Annotated in this window: 19 protein-coding genes; all 19 read right to left on the reverse strand. The window is 75.6% G+C overall.

Features of this window, described 5'->3' with window-relative positions; all coding sequences use genetic code 11:
* Positions 1-46: 46 nt before the first annotated feature.
* On the reverse strand, positions 47-286 hold the full coding sequence (locus BMZ33_RS10370) for a hypothetical protein (protein WP_091109532.1): 240 nt from the start codon (positions 284-286) through the stop codon (positions 47-49).
* Positions 283-2946 carry a hypothetical protein gene (locus tag BMZ33_RS10375; RefSeq protein ID WP_091109535.1) on the reverse strand — a complete coding sequence of 888 codons (2664 nt, stop codon included), beginning with the start codon at positions 2944-2946 and terminating at the stop codon, positions 283-285. Before BMZ33_RS10375 ends, BMZ33_RS10370 begins: the two co-directional genes overlap by 4 nt.
* The gene (flhA, locus tag BMZ33_RS10380; RefSeq protein ID WP_091109537.1) at positions 2927-4960 is read right to left on the reverse strand and encodes a flagellar biosynthesis protein FlhA; all 2034 of its coding nucleotides are present in this window, start codon (positions 4958-4960) and stop codon (positions 2927-2929) included. Before flhA ends, BMZ33_RS10375 begins: the two co-directional genes overlap by 20 nt.
* Before the next feature lie 154 nt (positions 4961-5114).
* Positions 5115-6263 (reverse strand): EscU/YscU/HrcU family type III secretion system export apparatus switch protein, encoded by a 1149-nt coding sequence (locus BMZ33_RS10385; RefSeq protein ID WP_091109540.1) that lies wholly within the window; start codon positions 6261-6263, stop codon positions 5115-5117.
* Between the two features lie 45 nt (positions 6264-6308).
* Positions 6309-7073 carry a flagellar biosynthetic protein FliR gene (gene fliR, locus BMZ33_RS10390; protein WP_091109541.1) on the reverse strand — a complete coding sequence of 255 codons (765 nt, stop codon included), beginning with the start codon at positions 7071-7073 and terminating at the stop codon, positions 6309-6311.
* Positions 7074-7078: 5 nt separating this feature from the next.
* A complete protein-coding gene (gene fliQ / locus BMZ33_RS10395) occupies positions 7079-7354 on the reverse strand; it encodes a flagellar biosynthesis protein FliQ (protein ID WP_091109544.1) in 276 nt (91 codons plus the stop codon).
* On the reverse strand, positions 7351-8166 hold the full coding sequence (gene fliP, locus BMZ33_RS10400; RefSeq protein ID WP_091109546.1) for a flagellar type III secretion system pore protein FliP: 816 nt from the start codon (positions 8164-8166) through the stop codon (positions 7351-7353). The genes fliQ and fliP overlap by 4 nt, the downstream gene beginning before the upstream one ends.
* Positions 8166-8597 carry a FliO/MopB family protein gene (locus BMZ33_RS10405; protein ID WP_244524270.1) on the reverse strand — a complete coding sequence of 144 codons (432 nt, stop codon included), beginning with the start codon at positions 8595-8597 and terminating at the stop codon, positions 8166-8168. Before BMZ33_RS10405 ends, fliP begins: the two co-directional genes overlap by 1 nt.
* Positions 8598-8602: 5 nt before the next feature.
* Positions 8603-9352: a flagellar motor switch protein FliN gene (gene fliN / locus BMZ33_RS10410; RefSeq protein WP_091109551.1), complete on the reverse strand. Its 750-nt coding sequence runs from the start codon at positions 9350-9352 to the stop codon at positions 8603-8605.
* The gene (locus tag BMZ33_RS10415) at positions 9349-10317 is read right to left on the reverse strand and encodes a flagellar motor switch protein FliM (RefSeq protein ID WP_169064140.1); all 969 of its coding nucleotides are present in this window, start codon (positions 10315-10317) and stop codon (positions 9349-9351) included. Before BMZ33_RS10415 ends, fliN begins: the two co-directional genes overlap by 4 nt.
* A 169-nt stretch (positions 10318-10486) precedes the next feature.
* Positions 10487-10972, reverse strand: a complete 486-nt coding sequence (locus tag BMZ33_RS10420) for a flagellar basal body-associated FliL family protein (protein WP_091109553.1) — start codon at positions 10970-10972, stop codon at positions 10487-10489.
* Positions 10969-11874 carry an OmpA/MotB family protein gene (locus BMZ33_RS10425; protein WP_091109556.1) on the reverse strand — a complete coding sequence of 302 codons (906 nt, stop codon included), beginning with the start codon at positions 11872-11874 and terminating at the stop codon, positions 10969-10971. The genes BMZ33_RS10420 and BMZ33_RS10425 overlap by 4 nt, the downstream gene beginning before the upstream one ends.
* The gene (locus BMZ33_RS10430) at positions 11871-12641 is read right to left on the reverse strand and encodes a motility protein A (protein ID WP_091109558.1); all 771 of its coding nucleotides are present in this window, start codon (positions 12639-12641) and stop codon (positions 11871-11873) included. The genes BMZ33_RS10425 and BMZ33_RS10430 overlap by 4 nt, the downstream gene beginning before the upstream one ends.
* Before the next feature lie 3 nt (positions 12642-12644).
* Entirely contained in the window at positions 12645-12929 is a 285-nt protein-coding gene (locus tag BMZ33_RS10435; protein WP_091109561.1) for a flagellar FlbD family protein, read from the reverse strand.
* Positions 12930-13232: 303 nt separating this feature from the next.
* On the reverse strand, positions 13233-14483 hold the full coding sequence (locus BMZ33_RS10440) for a flagellar hook protein FlgE (protein WP_091109563.1): 1251 nt from the start codon (positions 14481-14483) through the stop codon (positions 13233-13235).
* A gap of 60 nt (positions 14484-14543) precedes the next feature.
* Positions 14544-14966 carry a flagellar hook assembly protein FlgD gene (locus BMZ33_RS10445; RefSeq protein ID WP_091109566.1) on the reverse strand — a complete coding sequence of 141 codons (423 nt, stop codon included), beginning with the start codon at positions 14964-14966 and terminating at the stop codon, positions 14544-14546.
* 12 nt (positions 14967-14978) lie between these two features.
* Positions 14979-16337 (reverse strand): flagellar hook-length control protein FliK, encoded by a 1359-nt coding sequence (locus tag BMZ33_RS10450; RefSeq protein WP_091109569.1) that lies wholly within the window; start codon positions 16335-16337, stop codon positions 14979-14981.
* 73 nt (positions 16338-16410) lie between these two features.
* On the reverse strand, positions 16411-17385 hold the full coding sequence (locus BMZ33_RS10455) for an NlpC/P60 family protein (protein ID WP_091109572.1): 975 nt from the start codon (positions 17383-17385) through the stop codon (positions 16411-16413).
* The gene (locus BMZ33_RS10460; protein ID WP_091109575.1) at positions 17373-17834 is read right to left on the reverse strand and encodes a flagellar export protein FliJ; all 462 of its coding nucleotides are present in this window, start codon (positions 17832-17834) and stop codon (positions 17373-17375) included. Before BMZ33_RS10460 ends, BMZ33_RS10455 begins: the two co-directional genes overlap by 13 nt.
* Position 17835 lies beyond the last annotated feature (1 nt).

Here is a 17835-nt window from a genome sequence, read left to right on the forward strand (position 1 = left end):
GCTGCAGCACCGGCAGTGGTCGAGGAACACCGGTAACGGGAGGGCGTCAGGGGGTGGGGTCCGCGTCGGCCGGGGACGGGACGGCGGCGCCGCGGTGCACCGGCGGGGTGCGCGGCGGCGTCGCGGCGAACCGCAGCAGCGCCACCGCGCCCCACCCCGCGAGCAGGCACCACGGCAGCCGCGCGGTGACCTCGTCGGCGGTGAAGTCGCCGCGCAGTCCCAGCGCGAGCACCGGCAGGGCCAGCACGAGCCCCGCCACGAGGACGTCCCAGCGCAGCGGGCTCATGCCTCAGCGGTCTCCAGCCGCTCGCACAGCAGCGAGGCCCAGCGGTGCGCGGTCGCCCGCACGCCGTCGAGGAGCGCCACCGGCACCGTCGTCCGGCCGAGGACGGCGGCGGGGTCGGCGGTCAGGTCGGTGTCCTGGACGACGAGGGCGTCCACGCGGGGGAGCGCGTCGAGCCACGGGCCGACGTCCTCCGGCTTGCGGGTCGCCTCGACCACGGCCCACACGGCCACTGGCGAGAACACCGCCATGACCTGCTCGAGCCAGGTGCGGCCGCCGGCGCGCATCGGCGCGTCGACCGCCACGACGGTCGGCGTCGCCGCGGCGGCGGACTCCTGCTTGCGGGTGAGCGCGGTGTCGACCGAGGTGATCCGGCTGCCCTCGGCCGCCAGCGCGGCCAGGTCGCCGCGGGTGGCCCACTGCAGCCGGTCGGCGTCCAGGCGCATCGACACCGACAGCGCGCGGGCGGCGGCCAGCGTCTCGACGCCGGGGCCGACGACGAGCAGGACCTCGCCGGGGCCGGCCGGGGCCGACGGCGCCGCGGGCAGCGCGGCGCCCAGCGCCCGGGTGAGCGCGGCGTAGGTGCCGTGGGCGGCGACCTCGGCGGTGAAGCCCGCGTCGAGCAGCTCCTCGGGCACACCGAGGGCGCGCAGCCGCGCGACGGTGCCGGCCGCCTCGACCATCCGCGTGTCGGCGAGGTCCCGGCCGGAGGGGCCGCGCTCGCGCACCGACGGGACGACGACCCGGCCGCCGGTGCGCGTCTCGACCGGCAGGCGGGTGACCGTCGCGAGCCCGGACGGCGGCCGCGGCGCGGCGACCCGGGCGACGGCCGCCCCGGGCACCGGGGGGCGCCGTCGCGCGGGCGGGACCGGCGGGCGGGACAGCAGCGGCGGCACGGCCAGCGCCTTGCCGGGGGTCGGCGGGGGCAGCAGCGAGAGCGGGGGCAGGACGGCGGTGGAGTCCAGCGCCACCGGCGCCGGGTCGCTGGCGGTCGCCGCGAGGGCCAGCCGCTCGGACCCGACCTGCTCGGCGACCTCCCACTCGTCGGACTCCGCGGAGGCCTCGACCCACGCCGGCTCCTCGGCCACGACCCGCGCGCGGGCGGGGACCGGCGGCCGGCCGCGGTGCACGCCGCCCTCGGTCGAGGCGCTGGCGAGCACCCCGCGCAGGATGTCGGTCAGCGCGTCGTCGGGGGTGTCGTGGGCGAGCGCGGCGCGCAGCACCTCGGCGATCGCCTCCTCGCGGCCGGTGGCCGGGCCGGAGTCCAGTTCGCCGGGCGCCCACGCCGGGACCACCGGCTGCGGTGCCGGCACCTCGATCGGCGCCACGACGACGGCGGGGAGCACGTCGGTGACCGGCTCGTCGTCGACGACGGCCAGCTCGGTGGTCCGGTGCGCGGGAGCCGCGGGGGCGGTCACCTCGGCCGGCGCGTCGTCCTCCTCGGCGTCGCCGAGCAGCTCGGCCAGGAGCGACTCCTCGCCGGCGACCTCGGCCTGCTCGTCGCCCACCGGCTCCTCGGCCGCGGCGGGCGCGACCGGCGCGGGCCGGGCGAGCACGGCGGGGCGGACGGCGGGGGCCGGGTCGGCCCACATGTCCGCCCACATGTCGACCTCGGGCGTCGCGGCCGTCGCCGGCTCGGTGACCGGCGCGGGGGCCGGCGCGGGGACCTCGACCACGGGGGCGGGCTCGACGACGGGGGCGACGGCCGGCGCGGGGACCTCGGTGACCGGCACGGGCGCGGGCACCGGCTCGGGCGCGGGGGCCGCAGCCGGGGCCGGGGCCGGAGCGGCGGCGGTCACCGCGGCCAGCGCGGCGGCGAACGGCACGGCGGGCGCGGCGGGCGCGGCGGCGGGCGGCCGCACGACCGAGCGGGCGGCGGGCTCCTCCTGCACCGGCTCGGGCGCCGTCCGCAGCGCGGTGGCGACGGCGTCGTCCACGGCCTCGCGGACCTCCCGGTCGCCGGCGACGACCTGCGCCAGGGCGGCGGTGAACAGCGACGGGCCGGCGGCCTCGGCCGGCGGGGTCGCCGGCGGCCGCGCCGCGGGGCGGTTCGGGCGGCGGGCGGCGGACGTGGCCGGGCGACCCGCGCCCGCCGGCCGGCCGGCCGGCGCGAGGGCGTCCGCGACGCCGTCGCCCCGGTCGGCGGTCCCGCGCCCCGAGCGAGAGGCCGCACCGGAGTGCGCGGCGGCACCCGTGTGGGCGGCGGGACGGGCGGCGGTCGCCGTCCGCCGTCCGGCGGCGGGGAACGCGGCGCGCGAGTACAGGTCGACCTCGGGCCGGTCACCGCCGCCGAGCAGGCCGGCGAGCTCGTCGACCGGGTCGGGCAGCTCGGCGACCTGGCGCGCCGGCCGGGCGGCCGGCCGCGTGGTGGCGGGACGGCGGGCGCCGGACAGCGGCCGGATGTCGGAGTCGGCCAGCACCCCGGCGTCGCGGCTCAGCGCGGCCTCGATGCGGCGGGCGGACTCCGACTTCGGCGCGGGGGTGCGCCGGGCCGGCTCGACCTCCTCGACCTCGGCGACGAACCGCTCGGTGGCGAAGAAGCCCAGGACCCCGCCCGAGCGGATCCGGCGCACGCCGGTGATCCGCACCGAGTGCCCGTAGCGCTCGCGCGCGGCGGCGACGGCGGCCTCGGGCGTGGGCGCCTCAACGGATGGCAACGGCACCGCTCACCACTCCCAGTGACTCGATCTGGGCCGTGCGGGAGACCTCCGAGTAGGAGATCACCGGCAGGCGGGGAAGGACCTGACGGACCAGGCGGGACAGGGCCGCCCGGACCTGGGGGGAACACACGAGGACCGGCGAGAAGCCGTGGCTCTCGGCCTCCTCCAGCAACCCGGAGCAGCCGGTGACCAGCGCGTCGACCGAGCCGGCGTCGAGGGCCAGCACCTGGCCGCCGTCGCTGGTGCGGACCGCCTCGAGGAGCCGCTGCTCGAACGCGGGCTCGAGGGTGAGCACGTGCAGCCGCTCGTCGGGGGTGACGTAGGGGTGGCTGATCGCCGAGCCGAGCGACGCGCGCACGGCCTCGACCAGCCCGTCGACGTCGGTGGACACCTTCGCGCGGACCGACAGCGCCTCGAAGATGCGCACCAGGTCGCGGATGGAGACGTTCTCCGCCAGCAGCGCGTGCAGCACCCGCTGCACCTCGCCCAGGGTGAGCAGCGCGGGGGTGAGCTCCTCGACCACCACCGGGTGCGAGCGGCGGACCATCTCCACCAGCAGCCGGACGTCCTCGCGGCCGAGCAGCTCGGCGGCGTTCTGCCGCACGACCTCGGCCAGGTGGGTGGTGATGACCGAGGAGCGGTCGACGACGGTGGCGCCGGCCATCTCCGCCTGCCGCTGCAGCTCGACCGGCACCCACTTGGCGGGCAGGCCGAACACCGGCTCGCGGGTCGGGCGGCCGGGCAGGCCGTCGAGCGAGTCGCCGATGGCCAGCACGGTCCCGGCGGGCGAGGAGCCCTTGGCGGCGGGGACGCCGTTGAGCCAGATGACGTACTGCGAGGCCGGCAGGTCGAGGTTGTCGCGCGTGCGGACCAGCGGGATCACCAGGCCGGTCTCCATGGCGACCTTCCGGCGCAGCGCCTTGACCCGGTCGAGCAGGTCGCCGCCGCGGGAGCTGTCGACGAGGTCGACCAGGTCGAAGGCCACCTCGAGCTCGAGCGGGTCGACCCGCATCTTCTCGGCGATCGCCTCGGGGGAGTCCGGCGCCGGCTCGTCGGCGGCCGCGGGGGTGGTGTCGGCGTCGTCGTCGTCCGGGAGGGTCTCCTGCATCCGCGAGGCCATGACGAGGAAGGCTGCGCCGATCAGGAGGAACGGCAGCTTGGGCAGGCCGGGGATCAGGCACAGGGCGAGCGCGGCGCCGCCGGCGATGCGCACCGGCTGCCGGAAGCGGCCGAGCTGGGCGAGCAGGTCGCTGCCCATGTCACCCTCGCTGGCCGAGCGGGTGACGATGATGCCGGTCGCGGTCGACAGCAGCAGCGCGGGGATCTGGGAGACCAGGCCGTCGCCGACGGTCAGCAGCGAGTAGGCCGAGACGGCCTCGCCGGGCGCCATGCCGCGCTGCACGATGCCGACGGCGAAGCCGCCGATCAGGTTGATCAGCGTGATGATGATGGCGGCGATGGCGTCGCCCTTGACGAACTTCGAGGCACCGTCCATGGAGCCGTAGAAGTCGGCCTCGGCGGTGACCTCCGTGCGCCGCTTGCGCGCCTGCTTCTCGTTGATCAGCCCGGCGTTGAGGTCGGCGTCGATCGCCATCTGCTTGCCGGGCATGGCGTCGAGGGTGAAGCGGGCGCCGACCTCGGCCACGCGCCCGGCACCGTTGGTGATGACGACGAACTGGATGATCGTGAGGATCACGAAGATCACCAGACCGACGACCAGCGAGCCGCCGATCACGAAGTGCCCGAACGCCTCGATGACCTTGCCGGCGTAGCCGTCGCTGAGCACCAGCCGTGTCGAGGAGACGTTGAGCGCCAGCCGGAACAGCGTCGAGATGAGGATCAGCGACGGGAAGACGGCGAAGTCCAGCGGCCGCTTGATCTGCATCGCCACCAGCAGGATCAGCAGCGACGCGGTGATGTTGAGTCCCAGCAGCAGGTCGAGCACCGCGGCGGGCAGCGGCACGACCAGCATCAGGACGATGGCGACCACGCCGATCGGCACGGCGGCCTTCGTCATCCCTCGCACGGGTCCTGCATCGGCAGGTCCAGTCGAGTGCGGCACCGCTCCGGTCGCAGCGCGGCCCACCCGCCACACGCGCCCCAGGAGTGCACGCACGGCAGGCGGTCCACCCGTCCCCCGGACGCGCGGATCGCCTGCTGTGCGGAGGAGGTCAGGACGCGACCGGCGCCCTCCTGCGGCCGGCCCGCGGCAGGCCGGTGACGTCGGGGGCCTCGAAGCCCGGCCGGTGGAAGCCGCCGCGCACGCCGCGGCGGCCCAGCTGCATGACGAACGCCAGCACCCGCGCCACCGCGGTGAACAGCTGCGGCGGCACCTCCTGGCCGATCTCGCAGGAGGCGTGCAGCGCCCGGGCCAGCGGCACGTCCTGCACCAGCGGCACGCGCGCCTCGGCGGCCCTCTCGCGCAGCTTGGCGGCCAGCTCGTCGGCGCCCTTGGCCACCACCCGCGGGGCGCCGCGCTCGGGCTCGTAGCGCAGCGCGACCGCGACGTGCGTGGGGTTGACCAGCAGGACGTCGGCGGTGGCGACGTCGGCCATCATCCGGTTGCGCGACATGGCCATCTGCGTGGCCCGCCGCTGGGCCTTGACGTGCGGGTCGCCCTCGGACTGCTTGTGCTCCTGCTGGATCTCGTACTTGCTCATCTTGAGCTTCTTCATGATCTGCATCCGCACGATGACGTAGTCGGCGACCGCGATGACCAGGCCGGTGACGGCCACGACGCGGAACATGAGCACCGCGGAGTCGGCGAAGGTCGACACCACCGTCGACAGCGGCAGCGCGCCGGAGGCCGACACCAGCGTCTGCGCGCGGCTGCTGGTGACGGCGACGACGGTGCCCAGCGCCGCGGTCTTGAGGACCGCCTTGACCGCCTCCCACAGACCGTGGGTGCCGAACATCCGCTTCATCCCGGGGAACGGGTTGAGCTTCTTCAGCGTCGGCTTCATCGGCTTGGCCGACGCGGTGACCCCGCCCTGCGCCGCCGAGGCCAGCGCGCCGACCAGCATCAGGCCGATCGCCGTCGGCAGCAGGGTGGACAGGAACGCGTCGAGCGCCACGCCCAGCAGCCGGGTGACCGCCTCGGTCTCGGGGTGCTGGGCCACCGTGCCCACCTGCACGAACAGCCGGCCGACGGCGTCGAAGGCGTTGCCCACGAGCATCGGCAGCAGCGCGCTGGCCACCGCCACCCCGGCCCAGGTGCCCAGCTCCTGGGTCCGCGGGATCTGCCCCTCCTTGCGCGCCTCCTTGAGGCGCTTCGGAGTGGGCTTCTCGGTCTTCTCACCGCCCGGTCCGTCCTTGGCCACGGCTCACCTCCTCCCGTGGGACGTCGTCGTCTGCGCGGCCAGGGCTCAGCCGCTCCGGAGGGCGACCACCGCGCGGGTGGCCTGCTCGAGCAGCGCGTCGAGCGCCGGCGGCAGCAGCGGGAAGGTGAGCCCCAGCAGGGTCAGCGTCAGCATGATCTTCACCGGGAAGCCGATGGCGAAGATGTTGAGCGCGGGCGCGGCGCGGGAGAGCAGCGCCAGGGCGACGTCGGCCAGCAGCAGCACCGCGACCATGGGCCCGGCGATCTGCAGCGCGGCGAGGAACATCGCCGTGAACGCGGTGAGCACCACCTCGGCGACCGCCCCGGCCGGGTAGCCGCCCGACACCGGCAGCCCCTCGTAGGAGGTGGCGAAGCCGCGCACGATGAGCAGGTGGCCGTTGCTGGTGAACAGCAGCGTGGTGGCCAGCAGCGAGTGCAGCTTGCCGACGACGGAGTTCATCGTCATCGCCAGCGGGTCGTAGGCCGGCTGCAGGGTGAAGCCGCCGGTGACGTCGAGCAGCTCGCCGGCGAACTGGACGGCGGTGAAGAACAGCTGCACGACGAAGCCCAGCGCCGCGCCGATGGCCACCTCTGTCACCGCGGTGACCACGAGGAAGCCGGTGGTCGGCTCGGGCAGCCCGGGCGCCACCCGGTGCACCAGCGCGACGGCCAGGGCCAGCGCCAGCGCGCCCTTGACCGGGGCCGGCACGGCACGGGTGTTGAACGGTGGGGCGAGCAGGACGAAGCCCGCCGCCCGGGCGGTGGCCAGCAGCAGCGCCGCGAGGGTGACCGCCGGGACCTCGAGGTCCATGCCGGTCAGGTCCGCCCGAGCAGCCGCGGCAGCGAGTCGAACAGGGCCTCGGTGAAGCTCACCAGCTCGGCGAGCACCCAGTTGCCCGTGACCAGCAGCGCCACGGCGACGGCGATCATCTTCGGCACGAACGACAGCGTCGGTTCCTGGATCTGCGTCGCCGCCTGGAACAGCGAGATCAGGAAGCCGACCAGCAGCGCCGTCAGCAGGACCGGGGCGGCGACCTTGGCGGCCACCGTCATGGTCCGCACGGCGATCTCGGTGACGTCGGCGTCACTCACGTGTAGCTCCCGACGAGCGCCGTGGTGATCAGCGCCCACCCGTCGACGACGACGAACAGCAGCAGCTTGAACGGCAGCGACACGATCGACGGCGGCACCATCATCATGCCCATCGCCATGAGCGCGGCGCTGACCAGCATGTCGAGCACCAGGAACGGGATGAACACGACCAGCCCGATGATGAAGGCGCTCTTGAGCTCGGAGAGCACGAACGCGGGCACCAGCGTCGTCATGCTGACCGCCGCCCGGTCCGCGGGCTGCTCCTCGCCCGACAGCCCGACCATGAGCTCGAGCTCGTCGTCGCGGGTGTTGTCGAGCAGGAACTCCTTGAGCGGCACGACCCCGGCGTCGTAGGCCTGCGTGACGGTGATCGCGCCGTCCATGTAGGGCGTGACGGCGACCTCGTTGACGTCGCTGAACACCGGGCCCATCACGAACAGCGTCAGGAACAGCGCGATGCCGGTGAGCACCGAGTTGGGCGGGGAGGACTGCAGGCCCAGCGCGTTGCGGGTCAGCGACAGCACCACGGCGATCTTGGTGAACGAGGTGCACAGCAGCAGCACCGACGGCGCCACCGACAGCACGGTGACCGCGAGGATCAGCGTGATCGAGGTGCTCGGGCTGCCGTTGCCGACGGAGATGTCCACACCGCCGTCGACGGCGGGCACGGCCGGCGGGACCGGGGCGGTCGGCGCCGTCGGGGCGGCGGCCGCGGAGCCGGCGGCCAGCACGCCGGCCAGGCCGCAGCCCAGCAGCGCGAGCAGGACGACGCCGGCCCGGCGGAGGCGCCCGGGAGCGGGGGAGGCGCCCATCAGCGGCGGACCGTCCGGTCGCGCAGCTGCGTGACGAAGGACGCCCAGCCGCCGCGGTCGAGGACCGACCCCGCCAGCGCGCCGCCCACCCGGCCGCCGGAGGTCCGGGGTGCGGACAGCGGCCCGCCGTCCTCGCCGTCGTCGCCGCTGCGCGGGGCGGGGACGCGCGCCGCGAGGGTGGCCTCCACGGCCTCCACGGCCTCGCCGTCGAGCTCGGCCAGCAGGGTGACCTGCTCCTCGGTCGCGCCGACGACGAGCACGCGGTCGGCGATGCGCACCACGTTGACCGTGCTGCTGCGGCCCAGCCGCTGGCGGGCGACGACGTCGACCAGCCCGGCGGAGGAGCCGAGGCCGCGCTTCTGCGCGACGCGGGCGGCGAACCACAGCACGCCGCCGACGAAGGCCAGCGAGAGCACCAGCCGGATGATCATCCAGGTCACGGCGCGGCCTCCCCGAGCTCGGTGGCGGCGTCGGTGACGATCTCGCTGATCCGCAGGCCGAAGTCCTCGTCGACGACGACGACCTCGCCGCGGGCGATGAGCGTGCCGTTGACCAGCAGGTCGGCCGGCGCGCTGGCGGCGCGGTCGAGCTCGACGACCTCGCCGGGGTGCAGCGAGAGCAGCTCGCCGACGGTCATCCGGGTGCGGCCGATCTCGACGGTGACCTCCATGGCCACGTGCCGCAGCAGGTCCAGGCTGCCGCGCGAGGTGCGCGGCGCGGCGTTCGGCAGCGTGACCTGCAGGGCGAGGGTGGCCTGGTGGTCGTCCCCCGCCAGCAGCGGGACCGCGACGAACATGCCCTTGTCCCGCAGCCCGTCGAGGGCGGTGACCGGGTCCTCGGTGCGCTCGGCGTCCACGCGGACCCGCCCGAGGGTGGCCGCGGCCGCCTCCAGCGCCGGGCGCAGCGCGGTGGCGACGTCCATCGGACCGACGGGGGAGTTGTCGAGGGCCTCGACGACGTCGGCGGAGAGCACCAGGACGACGTCGCCGGAGACCTCCCCGGAGAGCCGGGCGCCGACCGCGGCGGCCGCGGCCGGCGGGAGCGGCACGGCGTCGGGGTCGGTCACGGCGGCCCCGGGCGCCAGCTCGCTGCTGGCCGGCACGAGGGCGGCCGCCGCGCGGGCGGCGGCGACCACGACGGCGGTGATCGTCTCCGAGGCCTGGGTGTGGTCGAGGGTGGCGGTCATGCGGGGTCCTTCACGGCCGACGGGGTGGGGACGATGGCGGCGGCCAGCCGACGCCGGTGGTTGCTGGCGATCGCGTGGGCGAACGTGACGTCGTTGGTGGTGACCTCCAGCGGCGCGTCGCGCGGGTGGCGCAGCAGCAGCACGTCGCCGACGGTCAGCGACAGCAGGTCCTCGGAGGAGACCTCCAGGGGCGTGAAGCGCACGCTCACGTCGACCGGGACGAGCTCGAGGCGCTCGCTCAGGGCCTCGGCGGCGCGCTGGCGCTCCCGCTGCGCCGACTCCGACAGCTGCGGGGAGGCGGCGTCGGACAGCGCGGGCGCGAAGGAGGAGAACGGCAGCACCAGCGAGGCGGCGCCCTCCCGCGTGCCGAGCGACAGCGTGAAGCGGGCGACCATCACCGTGTCCGAGCCGGCGGCGGCCTGGGCGAGGGCCGGGTCGTACTCGATGCCGTCGGAGACCGGCCGCACGTCGGCGACGTGGGTGAAGGCGGCGGCGAACTCCTGCAGCAGCCGGGTGAGCAGCTGGCCGGTGATGGTGGTCTCCATCGTCGTCAGCGGCCGCTCGGGTTGCTGCGCGGCGCCGGAGCCGCCGAGCATGTGGTCGACGGTGGCCATCGCGAGGTCGAGCGGGTAGGCCAGCAGGCCCTTGCCGGCCAGCGGCTCGATGGTGAACGTCGACAGGAAGAAGGGCTTGGGCAGCGTCGCGACGTAGTCGTCGTAGGAGTGCTGCTCGATGCCCAGCAGCTCCAGGCGCGCGCCGGTGCGCAGCATCGTCGTCAGGACCGTCGTCGCCTGGCGGGCGAAGGCCTCCTGCGCGATCTGCAGCACCCGCACGTGCTCCCGGGAGAGCTTGGTCGGGCGGCGGAAGTCGTAGGTGCGGGGGGCACCTCGCCGGCTGCGGCCGCCCACGGCCGGCGACTGCGGACCGGGCCCGCTGGGGGCGGTCGGCATCTCGGGGCGGGTCACGGGTCCCTCATCGGCGGGGCCGGAACGCGAACTGACCGGCGGCGCGGTGCGCCGCCGGTCAGCCGGGGAGGGTGTGACGCCTGGTGCGCCGGGAGGTCGCTGGGGTGTGACGGGTGGGGCCAGGGCCCACCGGGTGGTCCGGTGGGAGGCCCCGCGGCGTCACGCGGCCTTACTGGGTCACGTACTCGGTGAGGTAGACGTGCATGACCATCGGGACGCCCTCCTCGGTGTAGGCCTCGACGATCTGCTGCTCCAGCGACTCCTTGAGCGCCTCGCGGGCGCCGGTGACGTCGGCCGGCTGGGCCTGCGAGTAGGTGGCGATGAGGATGTCGAGGGCCTTGGAGCCGTCGACGCCGCCGCTGCCGTGCCCGCCGGCGGCGGCGTCCGCGGTGTACTCCAGGGTGATGCCGATCTTGAGGTAGCCGCCGCCGGCGAGGTTGACCGCGACGGGCTCCAGCGCGGTGTACCCGCCGTGCTCGGGCACCACGGCCTCGGCCTCCTCGCTGCCGGCGAAGAGGAGGAAGTAGGCGGCGGCACCGGCCACGACCAGGAGCGCGGCCACGACGACGAGCAGCTTCTTCTTGCCGCCGCCCTTGGCCTCCTCGCCGTCCTCGGCGTCCTTGGCGGCCTTCTTGTCCTTGGTCCTGGTGCTCACGGGGTGCCTTCCTGTGCGGGTGCGTCGAGGCCGGGCAGCAGCTGGCGGGCCTCGGCGGAGGCGTCGGACACCACGACGATGTCGACGCGGCGGTTGACGGTGATGGCGCTGGGGTCGCTCTCCGGCACCAGGGGGCGGGTGTCGGAGTAGCCCGTGCCGGACAGCCGGTCCTGCGGCACGCCGCCGGCGGCGAGGTACCGGACGACGGTGGTGGCCCGGTAGGCCGAGAGCTCCCAGTTCGACGGCCACTGCCCGCCGGGGGTGACCGGCAGGTGGTTGGCGTGGCCCTCGACCCCGATCTGGTTGGGCAGGGCGGCCAGCGTCGGGGCGACGGCGTCGAGGACGTCGCGGCCCTGGGGCTGCAGGTCGGCCTCCTCGGGGGCGAAGAGCACCGGGTCGGACACGATGTGCACGACCAGGCCGCGCTCGTCGATCTCGTAGCGCGCCTTGCCGGCGTGACCGGCCGCGGCGAGCGCGGCGTCGATCGCGTCCCGCGCGGCGGCGAGGTCGTCGTACTCGGCCTGCGCCTCGGCGGCCACGCGGCCGGCCTCCTCGGCGGCGGCCTGGGCGGCCGCGGCGTCGACCGACTCCTGCTCGGCGGGAGCCGGCGGGATCTGCACGTCGACGGCGGCGTCGAGGGCGTCGAGCACCGAGGCGTCCGGGTTGCTCGCCGACCCCTGCACCGCGCTGACCGGGGCGCCGAAGGCCTCGGACAGGCCGCTGGCCAGGGCGGCGAACTTCGCCTTGTCCACCTGGCTCATGGCGAAGAGCACCACGAACAGCACCAGGAGCAGCGTCATCATGTCCGCGTAGGACACCAGCCACCGCTCGTGGTTCTCGTGCTCCTCGTGCTCGGGGTGCTTCTTGCCCCGGCGGCCGCCGTGGCCGCCGCCGGAGCTCATGCCGCCTCCTTGGCGACCTCACTGGGCGGGATCAGCGAGTTGAGCTTGAGCCGCACCGCGCGGGGGCTGGTGCCGGCCTGGATCTCGGAGATGCCCTCGACGAGCAGCTCCATCTGCGCGGCCTGCAGCTCGCTGACCCGCAGGATCTTCGCGCCCATCGGCAGGAACCAGAAGTTGGCCGCCATGACGCCCCACAGCGTGGCGACGAACGCGGCGGCGATCATCGGCCCGAGCGCCTCGGGGTTGCTGAGGTTCCCCATGACGTTCATCAGGCCGACGATGCAGCCGACGATGCCGATGGTCGGCGCGTAGCCGCCCATCGTGTTCATGAACTTGGCGGCGACCTTGTCCTCGGCCTTCTTGGCGGCGATCTCGCTCTCCAGGACGGCGCGCAGCTCCTCGGGGTCGGTGCCGTCGATGCCCATCTGCAGGCCGCGCTTGAGGAACGGGTCCTCGATCGCCTTGACCTGCGCCTCGAGCGCGAGCAGGCCCTCCTTGCGGGCCTTCTCGGCGAGGGTCACCAGCGTCTGGATCTGCTCGGTCGCCGGCGGCACCTTCGCCGGCATGACGGCCAGCTTGAACCAGCCGCCCATCTTCGACAGGTCGCTCATCGTCTGGCCCGACATCGCCGCGCCGAAGGTGGCGACGATGACCAGGATGATGGCCGGCAGGAAGATCAGCGACGACGGGTCGGCGCCCTCCATGACCATGAAGGCCAGCAGGGCGACGAGCGAGATGACGAACCCGATGAGGGTCGAGGGGTCCACGGGTCAGCGCTCCTCGCGGGCCGGGAACGGCACGACCGACGCGCGCGGGGCGTCGTCGCCGGGCGTGCTGGGCGTGCGGTAGGTGCCGCGGTCCATCGCGTAGGCGGTGGCGAGGATGCTCGCGCGGTACTCGCGGATCTCGTCGAGGACGTCGTCGACCGCCTCGGACACGATGTACTTGTGGCCGTCGACCAGGAACAGGACGGTGTCGGGGTGGCCCTCGACCCGCTCGATGAGGTCGGGGTTGAGCGCGAAGTGCTCCCCGTTCAGGCGCGTCACTCGGATCACGGCGGGTCCTTGCTCGATCGGGGGTGGGGAGGCGACCGCGGCGTCGCCGGTCGCAGAGACCATCGGCCCTGCGTGCGGGCTGCTTGAGCCGAACACCGGCCGCCGCATCCCCCTCCCGGGTGAGCCGGCACCGCGTCCCCGCACGTCACAGCAGCACCGGCGGGCGGCGGGGTCCGCGGGCCGGTTCCGCGCTCCCCGGGCGCGATCGCACCCGCGGGACGCGGAACCGGCCCGCACAGCCGCGCCCCACGACGCGACGCGGCCCGGCACCCGAGATCGGGTGCCGGGCCGCGACGTGGGTCCTCAGCGCTTCAGGTTGACCAGGTCCTGCAGGATCTCGTCGGAGCTGGTGATCACGCGGCTGTTCGCCTGGAAGCCGCGCTGGGCGACGATCAGGCCGGTGAACTCCTCGGCGAGGTCGACGTTGGACATCTCCAGCGCCCCGGCGGTCAGCGAGCCGCGGCCACCGCTGCCGGCCTCGCCGATGACGGCCTGGCCGGAGTTGTCGCCCACCCGGTAGCTGGTGTTGCCGGCCTTGGACAGGCCGCTGGGGTTGGCGAAGGTGGCCAGCGCCAGCTTGCCGATCGGCTCGCGGATGCTGTTGGAGTAGACGCCGACGATCGTGCCGTCGTTGGACAGCGAGATCGACTGCAGCGTGCCCATGGCGTTGCCGTCGACGTCGTCGGGGGTCAGCGCGGTCTTGCCGCCGAACTGGCGCAGCGTCGAGATGTCGATGTCGGGCGACGCGGCCAGGCCGGTGGCGGGGTCGCGCCAGCTGGGCGCCATGGCCGCCGACGGGGCGAACGAGAACGTGCCGATCGAGGGCACGCCGGTGGCCGGGTCGAAGGTGACCGAGGCCGTCGACGGCGTCGTCGCCAGGGGAGCGCCGTTCTCGTCGCTGACCGCCAGCGACCACTCGTTGGGCGTGGCGGTCTTGGTGAACGCCAGGGTGATCTGGTGCGCGCCGCCCAGCGAGTCGTACATCGTCATCTGGGACTGCGCCTGGGTGCCGGCGGTGGCGTCCTTGGACAGGTTGCCGGTCAGCGTGCCGCGGGTGCTGGGCTCCGGCGCCATGACCTGGCCGAACGGGATGGTCAGCGGGCCGATCGGGCCGTTGGAGGAGACCGCGCCGTCCTGCGCCATCCAGCCCATCAGCTGGGCGCCGTCGGGGGTGACCAGGTTGCCGACCCCGTCGTAGTCGAAGGACCCGGCGCGGGTGAACAGCGTCTCGTTGCCCTGGCTGGTCACGAAGAAGCCGTCGCCGCTGATCATGAAGTCGGTCGAGCGGCCGGTGTTCTGGGTGGAGCCCTGGCCGAAGTTGGTCGTGATGCCGGCGACCTTGACGCCGAGGCCGACCTGCGCGGGGTTGGTGCCGCCGGACTGCGCGGTCGGCGACGAGCCGTTGCGGATGACCTGGGACAGGGTGTCCTCGAAGACGGTCTGGGACGACTTGAAGCCCACCGTGTTGACGTTGGCGATGTTGTTGCCGGTGACGTCGAGCTTGGTCTGGTGGGCGCGCAGGCCGGAGATGGCCGAGAACATCGAGCGGAGCACGGGGAGGTCCTCTCAGGAGGGGAGAGCGGGGTCGGGAGGGCCCTGCGGGAGGGCCCGGGTTCAGGACGGGAGGGAGATCTCGGTCAACCGGCCGAGGGGCACCTCGGCGCCGCCGATCACCGCGCTCGGCTCGTCGCCGGCGAACCGGACGGAGGAGACCGTGCCGGTCCGCGTCGTCCCGTCCTCGGCGGTCCAGCTCACGCTGTGGCCGACGAGCGCCCCGGCGGACAGGGAGCGCTGCAGGGCGAGCAGCGAGGCGTTCTGCGAGGCGATCTCCTCGAGCTTCTCGACCTGGGTGAAGGTCGCCGTCTGCGACATGAACTCGGTCGTGCTCGTGGGGTTGCCGGGGTCCTGGTAGCGCATCTGGGCGACCAGCAGCTGCAGGAACGTGTCCTTGCCCATCTGGTCGGTGCGCTGCAGCGAGGTCGTGGCGGTGGGCGTCACGGCCGGGCTGGTGCCCACCCCGGTCACGGGCGTGGTCATCGTCGGCTCCTCTCAGGCCCGGACGTCGAGACCGCTCGACGCGGGGTGGGGTGTGGCGGCAGCCGGGCGGCTCCCGTCGGGGTCGGTGCCGCGCAGCCACGGGCGGCCGCGGTCGTCGGACGGGCCGCGGCCGTGGCCGCGGTCCTGTGCCTGCTGCTGGGCCTGCTGCCAGCCGGCCTGGGCCTGGGACGACGAGCCGGCCGGGTCGCGGTCGACCTGCAGCTTCGAGCAGGTCAGGCCCGAGCTCTCCAGGTCGCGGCGCAGGTCGGGCAGCGCGTCGAGCAGCGCCGCGCGGCCGTGCTCGGAGGCGCCGCGCAGCGACAGGTCGACGGTGCCCGCGGTCACCGTCACCCGGACCTCGACCTCCCCGAGGGTCTCGGGGGTGAGCACCAGCGTCAGGGTGTGCGACCCGTCGGGGCCCGAGGCGAGCGTGGCCACCACGGGGGCGACCTGGGCGGCGACCGGCTGCGGCGGAGCCGGGGGCGCAGCCGGGGCCGCGGGTGTCGCGGCGGCCGGCGCGGGCGCCGGTGCGGGAGCGGCGGCGGGGGACGTCGCGGCGGGAGGCGTGGCGGTGGGTGCGGCCTCGCCCGGGCGGTCCTGCGGTCGGCCGCCGGTGCCGGCCTGCCCGCCGTCGGCCGCCGGCGCGGCCGGGACCGCGACACCGGGCAGCGCGCCGAGCGGGGACGGCACGTCGGCGGGCGCGGCGTCCTGCTCGCTGGCCGGCGCGGGCGGTGCGGGCGCAGGGACGGCCGGGACGACGACGAGGCCCTCGGGCAGCGCGGGGGCCGCGGGCGGGACCGGGGCCGGGACCGGGGCGCCGCGCACGGGGGCGCCGGGTGCGGCCGCGGCGGGCGGCGCCGCGGCCGGGGCGCCGGGATCGGCCGGGGCGCCGGCGCGGGGCTGCAGCCCGATGGCGACGCCGGGCACCGCGACCGGGCCGGCGGCGACGGCACCGTGGGCCGCGTCGGCGCCGGGTGCGCCCACGGCGGACGCCGGCGTGCCGGGGACCGCGGTCCCGGAACCCCCGGCCGCCGCGCCCGCGGGGACGGTGGTGCCCAGCGCCAGTGCCAGCGCCCAGCCGGGCGGCAGCGCCCCGGGCACGGGGGGCGCGGCTTCCTCCTCACCCGCCGGCGCCGTGCCGTCCTCGTCCGGCCCGGCGTCCTCGGCCTGGTCGGTTCGGTCGGCCCGGTCGGGCCGGTCGGCCCGCTCCTCGCGGCCCCGCGCGCGGCCGGGGCGGGCGTCGACGGACGTGCGGTCGGCGACCGCGCTGTCGAGTGCGGAGGTGAAGCCGGCCGACGGTCCGCCGTCGGCGGCCGGTGCCGGCGCCGGGACGGCGGCCGGCAGGGCGGCCGAGAGGGCGGGTGCGGTCATCGGGTCTCCTCGCTGGTGCCCGCCGGCGGCGGGCCCGACGGTGCGGTGCGGGTGCGGTGGTCCGCGGGGCCGGTCACGACCAGGCCGCCGCGGCGCCGGTGACCCGGCGGACGTAGGACCGGGTCTCCTCGTAGGGCGGGATGCCGCCGTAGCGGGCGACCGTGCCCGGGCCGGCGTTGTAGGCGGCCAGCGCCAGGTCGGTGGAGCCGAAGCGGTCGGTGAGCTGGCGCAGGTAGCGGGCCGCGCCGTCGACCGACGACGCCGGGTCGGACGGGTCGACGCCCAGGCCGCGGGCCGTGGCCGGCATGAACTGCATGAGCCCGGTGGCCCCGGCCGGCGAGACCGCCGAGGAGTCGAAGCCGGACTCGACCTTCGCCACCGCGGCCAGCAGCGCCGGGTCGACGCCGTGCCGGGCGCCGGCGGAGGTGAACAGGTCGGCGTAGGGGACACCGGCCAGGCCCGCGCCCGACGACGACGGAGCCGCCACCGCGGCGGCGGACGCGGGCAGCACCCGGCGGATGAGCGTGGGGGTGCCGACGTCCTGCACCTTGACCGTCTCGCCCTCCTGCGGGGCGGCGATCATCTTCCCGTCGCCGACGTAGATGCCGACGTGGTCGATGCCGGGGCGCGACGGGGAGTTGTCGAAGAACACCAGGTCGCCGGGGCGTGCCTCGGCCAGGCTCGCGACCGGGGTGCCGGCGGTGGCCTGCTGGCTGCTGGTGCGGGGCAGGTCGATGCCGAGGTTGCCGTAGACCAGCTGCACCAGGCCGGAGCAGTCCAGGCCGACCGAGGGGTCGGTGCCGCCCCACGCGTAGGGCACGCCGAGGTACTTCGACGCCTCGGCCACCACCCGCGCCTCGGGCCCGCTGCCGGCCGCCGACGCGGGGGCGGCCGCGGTCGCGGCGGACGTCCCGGTGAGCCCGGCCGCCGCGGCGGCGCTCGACCACGCGGCCGACGTCGACGTCGACGTCGACGTCGCCGACGCGAAGGTGAGGATCCGGTTCTGGATCTCGGCGATGCGGCTGTGCACCGCGGTCAGCCCGTCCACGGCTCCTCCTCTCCGTTCTCGCCCGACCGGACGGCGTGCCGGCGGGTGACCAGGTCGTCGACCGCGCGCTCCTCGGCGGAGAGCTCGGCGGCGCGGAGCGCGAGGAGGTGCCGCTCGCGCAGCTTCTCCAGCGCCCGCGTCTCCTGGGCCGCGGCGGTCCACCGGGCCCGGAGGAGCCCGGCCTGCTCGGCCGAGGCCTGCGCCGTCGCCCGTGCAGCTCTCACATCGGCAGCCGCGGCGGCCGACGAGACCATCGCGGCGAGGAAGACGTGCGCGGGTGCCGAGGGGGGCGGCACCCGGGCGGCCAGCGCGGCGGCCTGCTCGTCGGCGCGCCGCCCGGCCTCCCGCGCGGCGGCGTCCGCCTCGGCCGCGGCCCGCTCGGCGGCCTGCTCGGCGGCGCGGCGGACCTTCAGCACCGGCTCGAGGCGGAAGCCGGCCCGCCGGCCCACG

It is taken from the genome of Geodermatophilus dictyosporus, assembly GCF_900115505.1.
GTDB classification, from domain to species: Bacteria; Actinomycetota; Actinomycetes; order Mycobacteriales; family Geodermatophilaceae; genus Geodermatophilus; species Geodermatophilus dictyosporus.